The organism is Atlanticothrix silvestris CENA357 (assembly GCF_016056295.1).
GTDB classification, from domain to species: Bacteria; Cyanobacteriota; Cyanobacteriia; order Cyanobacteriales; family Nostocaceae; genus Atlanticothrix; species Atlanticothrix silvestris.
In genome coordinates this window covers 25,734-42,821 of sequence record NZ_JAECZB010000067.1, presented here as the reverse complement: position 1 = coordinate 42,821, position 17,088 = coordinate 25,734, and the positions used below count along the sequence as shown (strand labels likewise).

The following is a 17,088-nucleotide window of genomic DNA, read 5'->3' as shown; positions in this document are numbered from 1 at the left end:
TAAGTATTGAACAATTGAGAGGAAAAACTTATCGTAATCCAAAAGCAACTAATTAACTCGCAAATCAAGTCACCCCAAGTTTTCTTGATTGATCACGAAAATAACAATCGTGGTTTAATAGACACTTATGAAGCTCTACAGTTAGCCGAAAGCTTAGAGCTCGACTTAGTTGTAGTCTCTGAAGGCAAAGATGCTCCAATAGCGAAAATTCTCAACTATGGCAAGCTTCAGTATCAAAAGAAAAAACGTCAGGGACAGAGTGCTAGACCGACAGTGAAAGAAGTTCGGCTGCGTCCCAATATTGCTGTAGCTGATTATAACTTACGGATCGAGCAAGCAATTGGATGGTTGAGTAAGGGCGATTCAGTTAAGTTTGCTATTCGGTTACGAGGTAGAGAAAACCAATATCGTGAACAAGCTGGAGAATTGTTAGAACGGGTTGCAAACGCCTTAAGCGAAGTAGGTAAAATCCAATCACTAGATAAACGTTCACTTACTGCTCAAATCATTCCTGCTTAAATTATTTTCTCAGCAATTTTTTACATATAGAGTAATGCAAATACATCATGCCCGGATTTCTGATTGTGAGAAATTCAGGCTGGGTAAGCATAAGTAATCAAAAGCTGCCCTGGACATGTGCCAGGGCAGCTTTGAGTAGGGGAGTTTATATAAGGGACTTTTCTTTTTGACTGTTGTCCCTGGCTTTACATATAGTGGGTTCAGTATATAATACTATTCACCTCAAAATCTGTGCTTTACGCAAAAAAAACGCAAAATTTTCCCTCGTGTGATTTTTTGGCGATCGCTTGTAATCTCATATCTGCACCAAATTAATTATGAGTAGTATAAGCAACAAAAACACTTATATTACCCATACTAATGCCTGATCTCTGCTCAATTGATTTACGGCAACGTGTAACTGATGCTTATTAAAAAACTTAGCAATTGGTTTCACCATTGGATAAAGCTTAATCCCCTCGAAACAGTAATGACTAATGACTATGAACCAAACAGATGTAGTTGTAATTGGTAGTGGTGTAGGGGGGTTGAGTTGTGCTGCTGTTTTAGCGCGCTACGGCTTTGATGTGACTGTTTGTGAAAGTCATACAATCGCTGGTGGGGCGGCGCATAGTTTTGCACATCAAGGATTTAAGTTTGATTCAGGGCCTTCTCTTTACTCTGGGTTGTCTTACAGTCCTTCAGTTAATCCTTTACGGCAAGTGCTAGATGTAATAGGTGTTGATTTACCATGTGTTACATATAATACTTGGGGCTGTCGCTTACCAGAAGGTGATTTTGATGCATCTGTGGGTGCAGAACAGTTTTGTGAAGTGCTAGCGAAGTTGCGGGGTAAAGATGCAGTGGCTCAATGGCGACACTTGCAAGAGGTTATGACACCACTAGCCCAAGCTGCGATCGCTCTCCCCCCAGCTGCGTTACGCAATGATATAGGCGTAGCTTTAACCATCGGCAGATTTGCTCCGTCTCTAGTTAAACACGCTGCCAACATCTTTAAATTAACAGGGCCTTTTTCTCGCATCATGGATGATGTTGTCCGTGATCCCTTTATTAGCAACTGGCTAAACCTGCTATGTTTTCTCCTTTCTGGACTCCCTGCTGCTGGTACTAACGCCGCAGAGGTAGCCTTTATGTTTGCTGATTGGTATCGACCTGGAGTAGTTTTGGATTACCCTGTCGGTGGTAGTGGTGCTTTAGTCAATGTCCTTGTACAAGGGTTAGAAAAACATGGTGGAAAATTATTTTTAGGTAGTCATGTTGAGCAAATTTTAGTAGAGGGTAACAAGGCAGTTGGTGTAAGTTTACGTGATGGTCGAGAAATTCGGGCGCGGCGCGCGGTTGTATCTAATGCTTCAGTGTGGGATACGCTGAAGTTAGTGCCTCAAGGAGCATTACCGCCAAAATTCCGTAGCCAACGCCAAGCAACACCGGAATGTGATAGTTTCATGCACCTGCATTTAGGTATTGATGCCCAAGGTTTACCCGCAAATTTGCTCTGTCATTATATTGTGGTTAATGATTGGCAATCGGGTATTACTGCACCACAGAATGTCGTGCTGGTATCAATTCCCTCAATTCTCGACCCCTCTCTTGCACCCCCAGGTAAGCATGTAATTCATGTATATACCCCTGGTAATGAACCCTATGCACTCTGGCAAGGGTTAGATAGGAAAAGTCAGGAATATGAGCGACAAAAGCGATTACGTGCCGAGGTCATGTGGCAAGCTTTAGAAAGAATCATCAGCGATATCCGCACCCGCTGTGAAATTACACTGGTAGGTACACCCCTCACCCACGAACGTTTTCTACGCCGCCATCGTGGTTCCTACGGCCCAGCAATTTCTGCCGCATCTGGTTTGTTTCCCGGTCACCGCACGCCCTTAACGGGATTGATGTGTTGCGGTGACTCCACATTCCCTGGCATCGGTTTACCAGCCGTCGCCGCCAGTGGGATGATTGTTGCTAATACCCTGGCTCCTGTGAGTAAGCATTTGGCTATATTGAAGGAGATAAGTTAGGGCAAAATTAGGTTGTCTTCAACAAGCGATCGCATTTCCAGTATGAGGCAGGCATCTTGTCAGATTTCCCTCTCTACAACCAGTTACCCACTAAGACATAGGGTGCCCAGTACATTGGACGGTTGTATTTTTGATCTGCGAGTAGTTTTAATTGAGATAAGCGTAAAGCCTCTGCTGTAGTTTTACCAGTGATTAACTCACTGTAAAATTCACGAATAAATGAAGCTGTAGAATCATCACCAATTTGCCATAAGGATGCCAAAGTACTTCTTGCACCGGAGCGAATCGCAATTCCTGCTAATCCCAATGCGGCTCTGTTATCTCCAGCTGCTGTTTCGCAAGCACTCAAAACAAGTAATTCTATTGGCTCTGTTCGTTTCTGCTCTCTACTTTTGAGCAGGCTGTCTAATTCACTTACATTGATGCGTCCATCAACTGTTAGGATAAAAGTGTCTTTTGCTTTAGAGCTAAATTGCCCATGAGTTGCCAAGTGAACAACTCTAAAGGGTTGATCATTAATGGTTTTTTCTAAAATCTTAGTCGTAAAGTTATCATCTAATAATGTAGTTGTTGATACGCCTAATTGCTGAATGAATTTCAGTTCAACTTTGACATTGGGAAGCGGTTCAAAATCTTCATTTTTCGGTGATTGCGAAAGTCCTCCAGCAAGAGCGTTTAATCTTCTCTGTGCTAGGGGTTTGGGGGTAAATAGTTGCAGTCCTGGGCTAACAGCGATCGCATACTTCTGGACTACATACTCTTCGCCATCATACAATGCAGACATTGGGATATTTCGCAGTGATCCGTCAGGGATAAATACTAGAGTATTCACTCCATCATTTTTGAGGTCTGTTTCAACGGGTTTTATTAACCAGTCATAAAGCTGCTGAGAAACTGCTTGAAATTCTTTAATAGCAGATGGTGCAACTATCGTTTGCCGCATTTTTGTAACGAGTTGCTCTACTTCCTCACGACTCACCACAGAAGTTTTATGTATCAATGGTTGCTTGGGAAGTTTGACAATAATTTCTAAATGGTTGTCTAGGATAATCGGGTAGAAAATAGCAGTATTTTGGTTATCCTTGTCTACTACATTATCCAGAACCACAAATTGGTTACTTAAGCAAGCTTCTCGGAAAAAATTGTCTAATTCTGCTAGTTGCAAAGCTTCTATTCGCTTGCGAACCTTATCTAAATCAGGTTTGTCTTGTCCTTGCTCTTGCAAAAGCAACTCTACTGACTCTCGATAAATAGGTTCTACGCCATCACGAAAATTAAATTGTACGTCTCGGTTGACTGCAACTAAATCGCTACGCAGAGACTCAAGTGTTGCTACCGCGCTATCATAAGCACCTATGGCTGCCGGGATATTTCCCTGTGCTTTGAGCAAGCGTCCTAACTGCCACTCCCAACGATAAGCTATGTCTGAAGCATCGATTTTTTGGGCTATAAACAATGCTTGCTCTGTCAAATCCTGCGCTTCTTGCCATTGATTGTTCTGCTCGTAAACTTCCCCTAAACTGCCTAGCGCATAGGATTCGGCGCGTTCGTCACCTATTGTTTTGGCTTGTTTAATGCTGCTTGCCAGAATCTCTGCAATGTCTTTTTTGTTACCAATTTTGATAATGGTATGAGCAAAATTGATCCGTGCATAGATACCAACTTGAGTGGTAGGCAGAATAGCTAATTGAGATTGAATTGTGGGTATTAATTTTTGGACTTCTGCTATTTGTTCACTCTCAACCAGCAAGCTGAGTTGATTGATTTGAGCTTGCACTTTAGTAAGTGGATTGGGCGCTATTTTGGCAGCATTTTCATAATGGGTTATTGTATCTTTAATATTACTTAACGACCTTGCAGTATTACCGAGACTAAATTCCGCCAAACTAATTTCTAGAGGCAATTGCAGACGTTGAGCAATTTTTAAGCTTTTTTGTAAGGTGTTTTGGGATAACTCAAGTTCGCCTAATTGTTGTAGTACATTACCAAGCGATCGCAAAGCTGTTACTTTTACAAGTGAGTCAGGTTGAGCTTGTAATTGTTGGGATACTTCCTCCAATATATCCAAACTACGGCGATAAAAACCAGCAACTCGTAGAGCCTGTGCTTGGTTGATGCGGCTGCGCGTGACTCCAGCATTGTCACCTAATTTTTTCCAGATTTGCTCTGCTTGTTGTGATGTTTTCACAGATGTATCAGCTTGTCCCTGTGTCAGTTGTAATTCGCCCTGAATATTGAGAGTTTGTGCAAGAATTTCTAACAATTCAGATTTTGGATTGTTGACATTTAATTTTTGATTTTTTTCATTCCAGCCAAGTAAATTTAAGCTGTTGTTAATAGTTACATCAGCTTCTTTCCACGAGCCGAGTTGCTGGTATACAAGAGAAAGATTAGTCAGCGCTGCGGCTTGTGCAAGATTATTGCTTTCTCGTTGATAGCTACGGACAGCTTGTTGTAGAGTAGTTACCGCTTCAGTAAAGCGTCCAGCTTGATAAAGCGCTTCTCCTTGCTCAAAAAGTTGCTTTGCTGTTGTGGTTGGGGGTTGTTTGGCGAATGTGCTGGGAATAATAGTTAAGGACAAAGCAAGGGTAAATAGGATTACATGAATCACCGCAAATCTAACTACTCGCTTTGCCAGCTGAAGTTTTTGCATATTTCACACCTTACTGAGATACAGGACAAGAAGTACTGGTCTGCCAAGGGCTGTGAGGCTTAATTTGAGGAGCTTGTGCTACTAATTGGATGTTTCCATTGCTATTAACTACCCAGCTAGAAGCTTCTACAATTGGAGTTGCAGCAGCAATTTTGGGAGTAGTTGAAACTACTGTTGGTTGTGGCTCAATATTTGTTTTAGCTGTGTTTTCTGTGTTTGGTCTTAATTTCACCCACGCAGATATAGTACTGGAATCTTGTAATGGTTCCGTGGGACTGATGGGTAATCCACCGCGTCCTGTTGCCACAAATGTATTCTGGAATTGCTGAGTTCCAGGCGTACAGGCATTGGAAATTTGGTTAGAAGCATCAACTAAATTAGTTGGAAGTTCGACTAAGCCGTTATTGGGGTCTACATCAGGTGGAGTAATTTCTATATTGCCACTTAAATTAGGAGTTGCTCCTTTTGCGGTAATGTCGCTTGTAGTTGGCGTAGGCTCGTTCCTGGATTGAATGCCAAAGATACCAGCAGTATTTTTAATGATGACATTCCCGCCACGGAAGTTAGCGGAATCGGCTCTAATGTCACTATTTTCATTAGGAACAGCGATGATAAAGCCATTTTTGGCATCAATGGTAATATTACCGCCAGTGATATTATTACCACTGGCGTTAGTGGTTATACTGCTACCACGGCGCAATGATAGTAGAGGCGAATTGAGAAAGATATCTCCACCTCCTCCCGTAGTATTAGCATTAATTTTGGCTGCGCTGTCCAGCAGAATAGAGTTAGCATCTACTGTTAAAATGCCAGCTTTCCCAGAATTTGCGCTACTAACTGTAACTTGCGCCCCATCTTGTGCTACTAATTTTCCTGTACTCAAAGTTAAGTCTCCACCATTGCCAGCACCTGTAGTTTCAGCGGATATAATAGAGCCATCGCCAGTGATAGTAATAGATTCAGGGGCAGTTATTCTTAAGGTTCCACCTTGACCGCTACTACTTGTGGATGCAGATATCTGCGCTCCTTTTTGGAATAAAACCCTTAAACTTTGTCCATCACCACGCGGTTGAATAGTTAAGTTCCCTGCTTTCCCTGCACTGGTTGTTTGAGCCAACAAACCACTCTCTAAGTCGGATAGTTGTATTTGTGTTGCATTCACTGTTATGTCACCAGCATCCCCAGTGCCGGAAGTTGAGGTAAGAATCTGTCCACCTTTATCAACACTCAAAGTGTTAGCGCTGACTGTAATATCGCCTCCTGTTGAGTTAGTTACAGTTGTGGCATCTAAAACCGCTCCATCAGTTACCTGTAGATTGTTAGCTGTAACGCTGATATTACCACCCCGTCCAATTTGACTACTACCGGATGTCCCTGGTAATAGTTCATTAGTACCACCACTGGCAGAGCGTAAAGCACTTCCCTGATTAGAAATGCTGACTGTATCAGCATCCACCACTATATTTCCTGCTATTCCATCTCCTAAAGTCTGAGTTTGTACAATTCCAGAATTGGTTATGGAAACTTTCGGGGTACTCATTTCAACTTTACCGCTGTTACCAATTGCTCCTGGAGCCACCCCGCTCAATATTGAGCCATTGTTGATTGATATCGAATCACGAGCATTGATTGAAATGTTGCCTGCATTACTATTTTGTCCAAAGCTGGTTGTGGCGATCGCAGCGCCATTATTAATAATAAGCTTTCCGGTTTCTATTTTTAAGTTACCAGCGTTGCCAGTAGAACCAACGGTTGTTTGAGAAAACACACCGGAAGGAAATACAGTTCCATCAGGCGGGCGGTTAGTATTTCCATTTGGAATATAACCACCAAGGTATGTACCAGGTGGAAGTCCAATAGTGTTACTAGAATCTTCTTCAACAAAAGTACCGCGGGGTGTGCTGGTTGTTTCGCCAATCAGTTCTACTCTATCAGTAGCAACTAAAGTGATGTTTCCGCCTGCTCCTGTGCTGTGGGTGGAGGCGGATAATTGTGCACCGTTAATGAGGGAAATTGCAGGCGCGTTGATTTGAATGTTTCCCGCGTTGCCGGAACCAAATGTATCGTTTGCTATTGCTCCATTATTGAAAACAAAAGGAGCATTGCTGTTGATAGTAATATTTCCTGAACCTGTTGTTCCAGAGGAGTTAATTGAACCACTTGAATTCAGATCGACAGTATCACCAGCGCTCAATGTTATCACTCCCCCTGTACCTGCGGCACCGTTCGAGGAGCTGGACGAGGAATCCAATGCTCCTGTAATAATATTCGCTCCACTGCTCAGTGTTATCGCTCCTCCATCACCTGCTGGGTAACCTCCAGGAACGTATTGAAAGGAAATGGAAGCGGATCTGACAGATTGTGTAATAATATCCGCTCCAGCGCTCAGTGTTATCGCTCCTCCTGTGTCTCCTGCACGACCACTGGAGAAGGATTCCAAAATTCCTGTAGTAATATTAGCTCCAGCGCTCAATGTTATCGCTCCCCCTGTATCTCCTAAACTGGTGATTGAATTGGAGTAGGAGTTCAGATCTTGTGTATTAATATTAGCTCCAGCCTTTAATGTTATTGCTCCCCCTGCACCTGCTACATCCGTAAATGAGCTGGACAAAGAATTTAGGTTTTGTGTAATGATATCCGCTCCAGCGCTCAGTGTTATTGCTCCTCCCTTACCTGCTGTACTGAAGGCAGAGGCGGAAGAGCCAGAGTTCAGGTTTTGTGTAATGATGTCCGCTCCAGCGCTCAGTGTTATCGCTCCCCCTGTACTTTTTGATATCGTGTTCTGGGAGTCAGAGAGCAAATCGCCAGTAGTGGCAATATTGCCATGAACAGCACTGATAATTATGTCACCACCATTACTCCCGGCTTCTGAGATGATGCGACCCGTTGTAACATTGTTAAAGGCAGAGAGAAAAATTGCACTACCATCCCCACTACGAGAATCAGTAGCCAAATCTCCTGCGGTGGTGTTAATCGTCCCACTTTTACTAATGAGTTTGATACTTCCACCATTTCCCTTTTCCGCACTAGCATTAACTGTAGCGGTTTGAATATCTCCTTGGGCACTGAATGCGATCGCACCTGCATTCCCTGCTCCATCTGAATTGTCCCGAATTTGGGATGTGATAGTTCCTTTAGTTGTATCAATAGCTCCTGCAATACTTGTGAGGGTAATGTCCCCGCTATTGCTAGTACCCCCTGCTTCTGAGTTCATACCGCCCGTGGTAATGTTACCATTGGCAGTGAAAATTATTGTGCCACCATTTCCCCCACTGTCAACAGGAGAGTATGAAAAAGCGGACAAATCGCTAATGGTGATATTGCCGTTGTTGGCTTCAAGGTTAATTACGCCTCCATTTGCCGCAGTGCTAGATGTAGAGTATGAGGAAGAGTACAAATCACCCGTAGTAATGCCATTAGCGGCTTTTAGGCTAATCGCGCCCCCATTTCCTGTACTGCCAGATGTAGAGTACGAGTAAGGGTACAAACCAGTACTGGTAATGCTGCCGTTAGCAGCTTCAAGGCTGATGTTGCCTCCATTTGCCGTATTGCCAGAATCACTGTATGAGTAAGAGAACAAATTGCCAGTGTTAATACTACCGTTGGTTGCTTTTAAGCTAATGTCACCTCCATTATTCGCGGCATTAATTGTAATTAGGTCTTGTCCATTGGTAGTGATCGCCCCAGCACTGTTAATAGCGATCGCGCCCCCATTAGTATCAATCCTCTGAGTACTGATATTCCCCAATGCCGCCGACAAGTCAACTATTCCCCCAGCACCATTAAACGGCTGTAAGGAAACATCTCCATCTAGCGTAATTCCCTGCGGCACAGTTCCATTCTGCAACGCAGGTAACGAACCAGAATTGACACCCCCATAAGCTAGAGTATTCTGCCCAGAACGCATAATTAACGCCGTACTATTGCTTAAAGTTGCAGTATCTTGTCCTGCTGGTAAAACACTAGTATCCGGTGTAGTGATATTTATATCACCACCAAAGCGAATATTACCCTTGCTTTCAACTAATAAAGATGATCCTGTGTAGCTGGCTGCAACATCCACATCGCCATTACTGCTGATTATTGGATCGTAAAGGCTAACGAAGTTTGCCACCTTCCCCGATACACTCCTGAGGAAAAAATTCCCACCACTAGCAAAACGAGCATCACCAGAAATAATTCCATCACTGATTAAACTAAAATCGCCTCCACTCACAAACGGTGTCTGCGTTGGATGATTTAGGGCCAGAATATCAATTCCTTGATTTCCCTCAATTGTGAAATTATCACCTGCTTGAGCTAAAAACGGAGTCTTCACACTGTCTCGCACTCGCACTATATCAGTAGCTTGCAGTGTTAAATCTCTGCCTGCTGTTAACTGTCCCTGCAAATCAAGTTTGTCTGCTACTAGTGTCAAGTCTTGCCGGGGTGCTAAATTTCCGGTGTTGATAATAGTCGCCCCTGGCTGACTTGCTCCATACTGCAACCCTGGTGTAAGATTTAGTGTTAATAATGGCAGAGCTTGGGGATTAGTAGCACTAAATTCACTACCATTAAGAAACTTAAAACTGTTTGCGGTAGTTGCAGAAAATGAGCCGCCAATATTTAACCGGGCATTTGGCCCAAAAACAATACCATTGGGATTGAGCAGAAATAAGTTGGCTGTGCCGTTAGCGCGAATTAAGCCATCAATATTAGAAATTGAATTACCAGTGACTCGTGTCAGAATGTTTTGAATATTTGGTGCATTATTGAAGAAAGCAGTACTGCTATTGGGAACAGATAACTCTTGAAAGCTGTGGAACAGATTAGCACCTCTTGTGGTTCCACCCTCAATCACCCTGGTATTACCTTCTAATCTGACATTAGAATTATTGGGGAGAGTGCTGTCTGGAGTGATTTGGGCAACTGAAGTATTTGCATACAAAGCGATCGCACTGACAATTGCAATTCCTAGACCTTGCAACCAGTCTAGACGTATAGTTTTAAAAGACATTGCACTCTCCTATAAAAAAGGAAATTTAGCTTAAAATGCTCAATTAAAAGTTATAAGTGTGAAAAAAAATCAACTTATACACAGGCGAGCATATTAGCAAATCGGTACTGATGAATCAAGTAAATAGACTTATATCGCTTTGATTTGGAGAACTTACTTGCGTGGGTGGAGAACAGATTTTTCGCCTAGCGCAAACCTTCATAAATAAAATTTAGGGGCACTGCGGCGAAGAACCCGGTAGGATTATTCAAGTGAACGGGTAGACCTTGCAAAGTAGCGATCGCTCGCTAGCAGACACCCTAAAATTGAAGCAAAAGACGATTCCTCAAACAAGATGCGTATTTCTCTCAATTGGCTGCGGGAACTAGTAGAAATAAAACTTGGCCCAGAAGAATTAGCCGAAACCCTGACAATGGCTGGGTTTGAAGTAGAAGATATTGAAGATCGCCGCACTTGGGCTAATGGTGTTGTTGTGGGGAGAGTGCTTGAGCGTCAACCCCACCCCAATGCTGATAAATTAAGTGTTTGCCAAGTAGATATCGGTGCAGCAGAGACTTTAAATATTGTCTGTGGTGCTGCCAATGTCCGAGCAGATATTTATGTGCCAGTGGCAACTACAGGTACTTATTTACCAAATATCGATTTAAAAATTAAACCTGCAAAACTGCGTGGAGTCCCATCTCAAGGCATGATCTGTTCTCTAAAGGAACTCGGTTTGCCTACTGATGTTGATGGAATTCATATTTTTTCCCAAGAAAATCTGCCATTGGGTAGTGATGTCCGTCCCCTATTAAATTTAGATGACGTGATTTTAGATGTCACAGCCACAGCCAACCGCGCTGATGCCCTCAGTATGGTAGGCATAGCACGGGAAGTCGCAGCTTTAACGGGTGGAAAATTGAACATCCCTGAGCCTGATGAAGTATCGCTGACTCAAGATGCTAGAAACTTAACTTTAAAAATTGCTGATCAACAAGCTTGTCCTGCCTATATTGGCACAGTAGTTACACATCTCAAAATTGCTCCATCTCCTGATTGGTTGCAACAGCGCTTGCGCTCAGCTGGGGTACGACCAATTAATAATGTGGTGGATATAACTAACTATGTATTATTAGAATGGGGACAACCTCTACACGCCTTTGACAAAGAACGTTTACAATCTGTTGCAGATGACGCAAGTTTAACCATTGGTGTTCGCTTTGCCAATGCTGGGGAAACACTTAAAACTTTGGATGGGCAAACTCGCACCCTCACAACCCAAAATTTGTTGATCACTGCTAAAGACAAACCTGTAGCGCTGGCGGGAGTCATGGGTGGAGAAGAAACCGAAGTTCATGAAAATACTCAAAGCTTAGTTTTAGAAGCAGCATTATTTGATTCTGTGGCAATTCGTCGTTCTTCCCGGAGTGTGGGACTGCGGAGTGAAGCTTCTGGAAGATACGAACGAGGCGTTAACCGGGCTGAGTTGGAAATAGCCAATCGTCGTGCTTTGTCGCTAATGAGTGAACTAGCCGAGGGAGTAATTGTTCAGCAAGAAATTGCCGACACTCGCCCTGATCCTGCTACTTGGAGTCGTTCTATTGCTTTGCGTTTAGAACGAGTCAATCAAGTTTTGGGGCCAGTCGATTTGGGTGAAGAAACAGGAGAACTCAAAGAACAAGATGTAGAGCGCATTTTAACTGCATTAGGATGTCAGCTAACTGCTTCCGGAGCAGGTTGTTGGACTGTTGCTGTACCACCTTATCGCTACCGTGACTTAGAACGGGAAATTGATTTAATTGAAGAAATCGCCCGTCTTTATGGTTATGATAATTTTTGCGATACTCTACCAGAAAAATCGGAAGCTGGCTATTTACCTTTAGATCAGGAATTGATTCGCAAGTTACGCGCTCACCTGCGGGCGGAAGGATTAACAGAATTAATTCACTATTCTTTGGTGAAGCCAGGAGACGACAGACAAGTAGTATTAAGTAACCCATTATTTGCAGAATATTCGGCCTTAAGAACCGATTTAATCTCTGGGTTGATTGATGCCTTTCAATATAACTTAGAGCAAGGTAATGGTTCGCTGAACGGTTTTGACATGGGGCGAATTTTTTGGCAAGAAGAAGACGGTTTGCAAGAAGCAGAAGCCCTGGCTGGAATTATGGGAGGGAATCGCACCGTTGGTAAATGGTCAAAAGGCACTCGTGAGCAGCTTATGACCTGGTTTGAAGCCAAAGGCATTTTAGAAAGCGTCTTTGGGCAACTAGGCTTGCAAGTAGAATATCAACCCGATCGCCGCGATCCTCGGTTGCATCCAGGACGCACTGCTTCTCTATGGGTTAGGGGCAATAGACTGGGGATTTTTGGGCAATTGCATCCCCAATTGCGCCTAGAAAAAGGTTTACCAGATTCCGTTTATCTGTTCCAGCTAGATGTAGATGTGCTGTTAGATTCCCTAGAAGAAGACGAAATCCTCACTCCTGCATTCCAACCTTATTCGACTTACCCAGCTAGCGATCGCGATATCGCCTTTTTCGCACCGATGAAAGTCTCAGTCGCCGATATTGAAAAATCTATTACCAAAGCTGGTAAAGGCTTGCTGGAATCGGTGGAATTGTTTGATGAATATCGCGGCGAAAATGTACCCGAAGGGCAGCGAAGTTTAGCTTTTCGCCTTGTTTATCGGGCAAGCGATCGCACCCTCACCGATACAGAAGTTGAACCCGTTCACAATAAAGTCCGCGAAGCCTTAGTGGAAAAATTCGGCGTTAATCTCAGAAGTTAGTTGTTAGTTGTTAGTTGTCAGTTGTTAGTTGCCACTCCCTCATCTTTATCATTTTTAATTGATTGCCATGCCTAAATACATTATGTGGGGAACTTACTGCGAAGACGTTCTCGAAAAACGCTCCCCTTATCGTCAAGCTCATTTAGACGGTTTAGCAAAACAAAAAGAATCCGGTGTGCTGATTACTATTGGCCCTACTAAAGATATCACCCAAGTTTTTGGCATTTACGAAGCCGAAGACGAAGCCACCGTACGTCAATTGATAGAGAATGATCCTTACTGGAAAAATAACATCTGGACAGAGTATTTTATCAAAGAATGGATTCAGGCTTTTTGATTCTTTCTGTCAATGTGCCAGTTCTATAATTGTCTACTAAATTAACAAAATTTCTGAAGACTCAAACGCCAAATTCTCACTTTTAATAGGTGAAATTGGCGTTTTTTTAATGTAATCATAAGAATGTTATTACCTAAAAAATGTTGTTGTTGTCTAGATTATTATTAAAATCCTTTACAACCGCAACTTCGGTTTTTCCCAACTTATTTGATTTTCCGAGAGTGTATCACCATGAACAGAATCTTAAAACGCACATTTCTATCCAGCTTGATGGCTGCAAGTTTAGCTACTGTTAGCTTAGTTCCTGCTAAACCTGCTGCTGCTGATGACGAAGTACTACGAGATATAGGTCTTGGAGCCGCTAGTGGTGTAGTCTCTGGATTTATCACAAGATGCGGTTCTGTTGTAGACAATGCAGCCAAGGGTGCTGCTGCTGGTGCTGCGGTCAATGGCGCTAATGGTTTAAGACAAAATCGCAGAAACCGTAACTTGGGACAAGATGTCGCAGTTGGGGCTGCTGCTGGTACAGCAACTGGTGCTGTTACTGGTGGTTGCAGAAGACCTTTGAATAATGCAATCAATGGTGCAGCGGCGGGTACAGTGATCCACATCTATAACAATAGAAAATAATTCGTATTTGCTGTACCCAAACATCTGTAAATGGTTGTGTTTCTAGTCGTTCAAAGGGTGGGAACACATATAAGTTAGTTGAATTTTTGGATATCGTCACAGACGTCACATAAACAGGTCTAGACTTTTCCATAAACTACCCTAGTCTTAGCCGTCAGGCAGGCTAGGGTTTTCACTAACCCTGAGAACGACATCCTCATTTGACCCTGAACATATTCGTTTTATATTTTCCTCAGTATACGTCTAGCCCTTTGCAAGTTTTATGGACGTACTGGGATGCAATCTGGGAAAATACGAAAATCGAAAAAGTTGGTTTAAGAAAAATTTTCCCAAGCTTGACTAACCAATTTGCTAAGCCAGCGTCGTTGCTGCTGATCTAGCACAGTATCATCGGCTAGTACTTGGGCGGTTAATTCTTCCAAGGATTGACCTTGAGAACTAACAATTTTAATGACTCCGGCGATCGCTGAGGCGACTAGTTCTTCATCAATCGGTTTTTGTTGTAGAGCAAAAATGTCTTGAGGACTGTCTGGGATGGGATAATTCATGGCGTGGGTTTACAGAAATTCAAAATGAACAATAAATTTGACAAATTATTAAAAATTCTTTACTGAATCTTTATTCAAGTAATAGGGCGGAGTTTAGCGTAATTTCTGCCTTTTTAAAATCCGTCTTAATGAATAGATTGCTCGGAGATGTCAGGAAAACATGAAAGAAATACTTTATCTAGAAGTTCCAATTTCGGACATAGCAGCTGTGTGTAGTTGGTTACAAACAGATTTTGAGCCAGGAAATGGGGAAAAGGTTTTGACCCCAGATGGCTTTCGCTTAAAAATACCTGCTGAAACTACAACTGTTGACACGGCTATTTCCGAAAAATTACCGACTGAACTTTCTGTATTTGTCTGGTCAGTACAGCGCACCACTTATTTAAAAGTATTCCGTTGGGCAGATAAACCCTTTCCTGGAGAGAGGGAGATTCTACAACGTTTGACCGCTGAAATTAGAAAGCGTTTTCCGTATCACTACCCCGAACCACCAAAGATTGATTCCCAACAATCAATTTTTGAAGCGCTAGCGCCCTATTACCCCCTCACAGTCAAGTACTTTCAGCGAATGCCCAACGGGGAATATGACCTAAAGCGTGCCTATTGGTGGGAGCAAAGATGGCGCGAAGGGGTACGTAACCCTAAACAGCCAAGGCAGGTAATTTTTAAAGGAGACAGGACAACAGGAAATTCTGATGCCCAATACGACTTAATTTATATCGGTGGTGCATTAGGGGCAATTCATGCGGCAGTTATGGCCAAACTAGGATATAAAGTCCTACTCATCGAGCGTTTGCCCTTTGGGCGGATGAACCGGGAATGGAATATTTCCCGCGATGAAATTCAAAGCTTAATTAATCTGGGTTTGGTGACAGCTGCCGAGTTAGAAACCGTAATTGTCAGAGATTACAAAGACGGATTCAATAAATTTTTTGACGGCAATAATCCACCAAAATTGCGATCGCCTGTCTTACACACACCCACCGTGTTAAATGTAGCCTTAGACTCAGACAAATGGTTGCAAATGTGTGGGCAAAAACTGCGGGCAGCAGGTGGTGAAATCTGGGATGAAACAGAGTTTATCCGTGCGGATACTAATAAAACACAAGTTGTAGTTAAAGTCAAGCACTTACCTAGTCAAAATGAGCAGCAAGTCAGTGGACGGCTGTTGGTAGATGCGATGGGAACTGCTTCTCCTATCGCTTGGCAATTAAATGGTGGTCGTGCCTTTGATAGTGTATGTCCGACAGTAGGAGCAGTAGTCGAAAGGGGATTTGAGCCGGGAGTTTGGGACTCTCATTATGGAGATGTGCTGTACAGCCACGGAGATATTTCCCGCGGAAGACAGCTGATTTGGGAATTATTTCCCGCAGAAGGTGAAGAACTAACGATTTACTTATTTCACTACCATGAAGTCAATCGAGAAAATCCCGGCTCATTGCTAGAGATGTATGAAGACTTTTTTGCGATTTTGCCAGAGTATCGCCGTTGCAACTTGGATGAACTAGTGTGGAAAAAACCGACATTTGGTTATATACCTGGTCACTTTAGTGTGGGGAGTAGCGATCGCACAGTTGCCTTTGATAGATTGATTGCGATCGGTGATGCTGCATCTCTCCAGTCGCCCCTAGTCTTTACAGGGTTTGGTTCACTGGTACGTAATTTAGATCGTTTAACTACGCTGTTGGATACAGCCCTCAAGCATAATTTGTTAAGTGTCCGCAACTTAAACCGCATTCGTGCCTACCAAAGCAATGTTTCCGTAACTTGGCTATTCTCCAAAGGCATGATGGTACCGACTGGGAAATTTTTACCACCCCAGCGGATTAACTCGATGCTGAATACCTTCTTTGGATTATTAGCAGACGAACCCCCAGAAGTCGCAGATAACTTTATCAAAGATCGGTGCGACTGGTTCACCTTTAACCGCTTAGCACTCAAAGCAGCTCGTAAAAATCCTGCCTTGTTGCTGTGGATTTGGCAACTAGCTGGGTTTAAAGATCTAGTGCGCTGGCTGGGTAATTATTTCAACTTTGGCATTCATGCTCTAGTTAGTACCCTGCTGAGTACATGGTTCCCACGGTTTCTGCTGCGAATTAGACCTTGGCTGGAACCCCGCTATCCGGCGTTGTGGTTGCGGCTGCTGGTGATTCGTTATGCGATCGCCACTGGTAAACCGCGATCGCGAAATCAAGTAACAACAGTCAAACCAGAAGCAATAATTTTGAATTAGTCAAGAGTTGCCCGTTAATAAAAAATGTTCGTAGTGAGTTAGCGTAGCGCTAGAAAGTACCATCAGGTGGCGTGGAAAACACGCCACTTCTTTCTATAGGTAAAAATCTTTCAACAAGTAATAAAATGTATTTCAAGAATATTTTGAGTATTTTAATTGCTTGATAAGAAGTGCTTGGTTTTAATGTCTTATAGAATTTTAGTGTCTAATTTGTTAAGGCATAAGTTATAACCACATAGAAAGTTCATGATTTTAGTTTTAAATTTAAATTCAAAAAACCTCTATAAACCTTAAATATTAGGATTTATAGCTGTTGTTATAGAAAATTTTACAATATTTTTTTTTGGTTAAGGTGTAGGGCTACTACTAGAAAAATTAAGTAGA

9 protein-coding genes are annotated in these 17,088 nt (G+C 42.8%); 6 read left to right on the top strand and 3 right to left on the bottom strand.

Features of this window, described 5'->3' with window-relative positions:
- The first annotated feature begins 30 nt into the window (after positions 1 to 30).
- Together infC and I8751_RS17885 are read left to right on the top strand one after the other, a co-directional pair.
- Positions 31 to 519, top strand: a complete 489-nt coding sequence (gene infC, locus I8751_RS17890; protein ID WP_214440526.1) for a translation initiation factor IF-3 — start codon at positions 31 to 33, stop codon at positions 517 to 519.
- A 482-nt stretch (positions 520 to 1,001) separates the two neighbouring features.
- Complete coding sequence (locus tag I8751_RS17885) at positions 1,002 to 2,537, top strand: phytoene desaturase family protein (protein WP_214440473.1); 1,536 nt, start codon at positions 1,002 to 1,004, stop codon at positions 2,535 to 2,537.
- Between the two features lie 73 nt (positions 2,538 to 2,610).
- Here the strand turns inward: I8751_RS17885 and I8751_RS17880 are convergent, their stop codons facing one another.
- Entirely contained in the window at positions 2,611 to 5,190 is a 2,580-nt protein-coding gene (locus I8751_RS17880) for a CHAT domain-containing protein (protein ID WP_214440472.1), read from the bottom strand.
- 10 nt (positions 5,191 to 5,200) lie between these two features.
- A complete protein-coding gene (locus tag I8751_RS17875) occupies positions 5,201 to 10,186 on the bottom strand; it encodes a beta strand repeat-containing protein (RefSeq protein WP_214440471.1) in 4,986 nt (1,661 codons plus the stop codon).
- A gap of 334 nt (positions 10,187 to 10,520) precedes the next feature.
- Here I8751_RS17875 and pheT point away from each other — a divergent pair, with 334 nt between their 5' ends.
- The 3 genes from pheT (at position 10,521) to I8751_RS17860 (ending at position 13,923) form a co-directional block, all read left to right on the top strand.
- Positions 10,521 to 12,956, top strand: a complete 2,436-nt coding sequence (gene pheT / locus I8751_RS17870) for a phenylalanine--tRNA ligase subunit beta (protein WP_214440470.1) — start codon at positions 10,521 to 10,523, stop codon at positions 12,954 to 12,956.
- Between the two features lie 67 nt (positions 12,957 to 13,023).
- Positions 13,024 to 13,293, top strand: coding sequence for a YciI family protein (locus I8751_RS17865; RefSeq protein WP_214440469.1), 270 nt, complete (start codon positions 13,024 to 13,026; stop codon positions 13,291 to 13,293).
- A 231-nt stretch (positions 13,294 to 13,524) separates the two neighbouring features.
- Positions 13,525 to 13,923 carry a hypothetical protein gene (locus I8751_RS17860; protein WP_214440468.1) on the top strand — a complete coding sequence of 133 codons (399 nt, stop codon included), beginning with the start codon at positions 13,525 to 13,527 and terminating at the stop codon, positions 13,921 to 13,923.
- A 314-nt stretch (positions 13,924 to 14,237) separates the two neighbouring features.
- On the opposite strand, the gene I8751_RS17855 is transcribed toward I8751_RS17860, so the two are convergent.
- A complete protein-coding gene (locus I8751_RS17855) occupies positions 14,238 to 14,471 on the bottom strand; it encodes a hypothetical protein (RefSeq protein ID WP_214440467.1) in 234 nt (77 codons plus the stop codon).
- A gap of 160 nt (positions 14,472 to 14,631) precedes the next feature.
- Between I8751_RS17855 and I8751_RS17850 the strand changes: the two genes are divergently transcribed.
- Positions 14,632 to 16,704, top strand: coding sequence for an NAD(P)/FAD-dependent oxidoreductase (locus tag I8751_RS17850; RefSeq protein ID WP_214440466.1), 2,073 nt, complete (start codon positions 14,632 to 14,634; stop codon positions 16,702 to 16,704).
- Positions 16,705 to 17,088 lie beyond the last annotated feature (384 nt).

Excerpts from the sequence above, each read along its gene's own strand:
- I8751_RS17860 (WP_214440468.1), top strand. The coding sequence starts at position 13,525 with ATGAACAGAATCTTAAAACGCACATTTCTATCCAGCTTGATGGCTGCA.
- I8751_RS17885 (WP_214440473.1), top strand. The coding sequence starts at position 1,002 with ATGAACCAAACAGATGTAGTTGTAATTGGTAGTGGTGTAGGGGGGTTG.
- I8751_RS17850 (WP_214440466.1), top strand. The coding sequence starts at position 14,632 with ATGAAAGAAATACTTTATCTAGAAGTTCCAATTTCGGACATAGCAGCT.
- I8751_RS17865 (WP_214440469.1), top strand. The coding sequence starts at position 13,024 with ATGCCTAAATACATTATGTGGGGAACTTACTGCGAAGACGTTCTCGAA.
- I8751_RS17880 (WP_214440472.1), bottom strand. The coding sequence starts at position 5,190 with ATGCAAAAACTTCAGCTGGCAAAGCGAGTAGTTAGATTTGCGGTGATT.
- I8751_RS17875 (WP_214440471.1), bottom strand. The coding sequence starts at position 10,186 with ATGTCTTTTAAAACTATACGTCTAGACTGGTTGCAAGGTCTAGGAATT.
- pheT (WP_214440470.1), top strand. The coding sequence starts at position 10,521 with ATGCGTATTTCTCTCAATTGGCTGCGGGAACTAGTAGAAATAAAACTT.
- I8751_RS17855 (WP_214440467.1), bottom strand. The coding sequence starts at position 14,471 with ATGAATTATCCCATCCCAGACAGTCCTCAAGACATTTTTGCTCTACAA.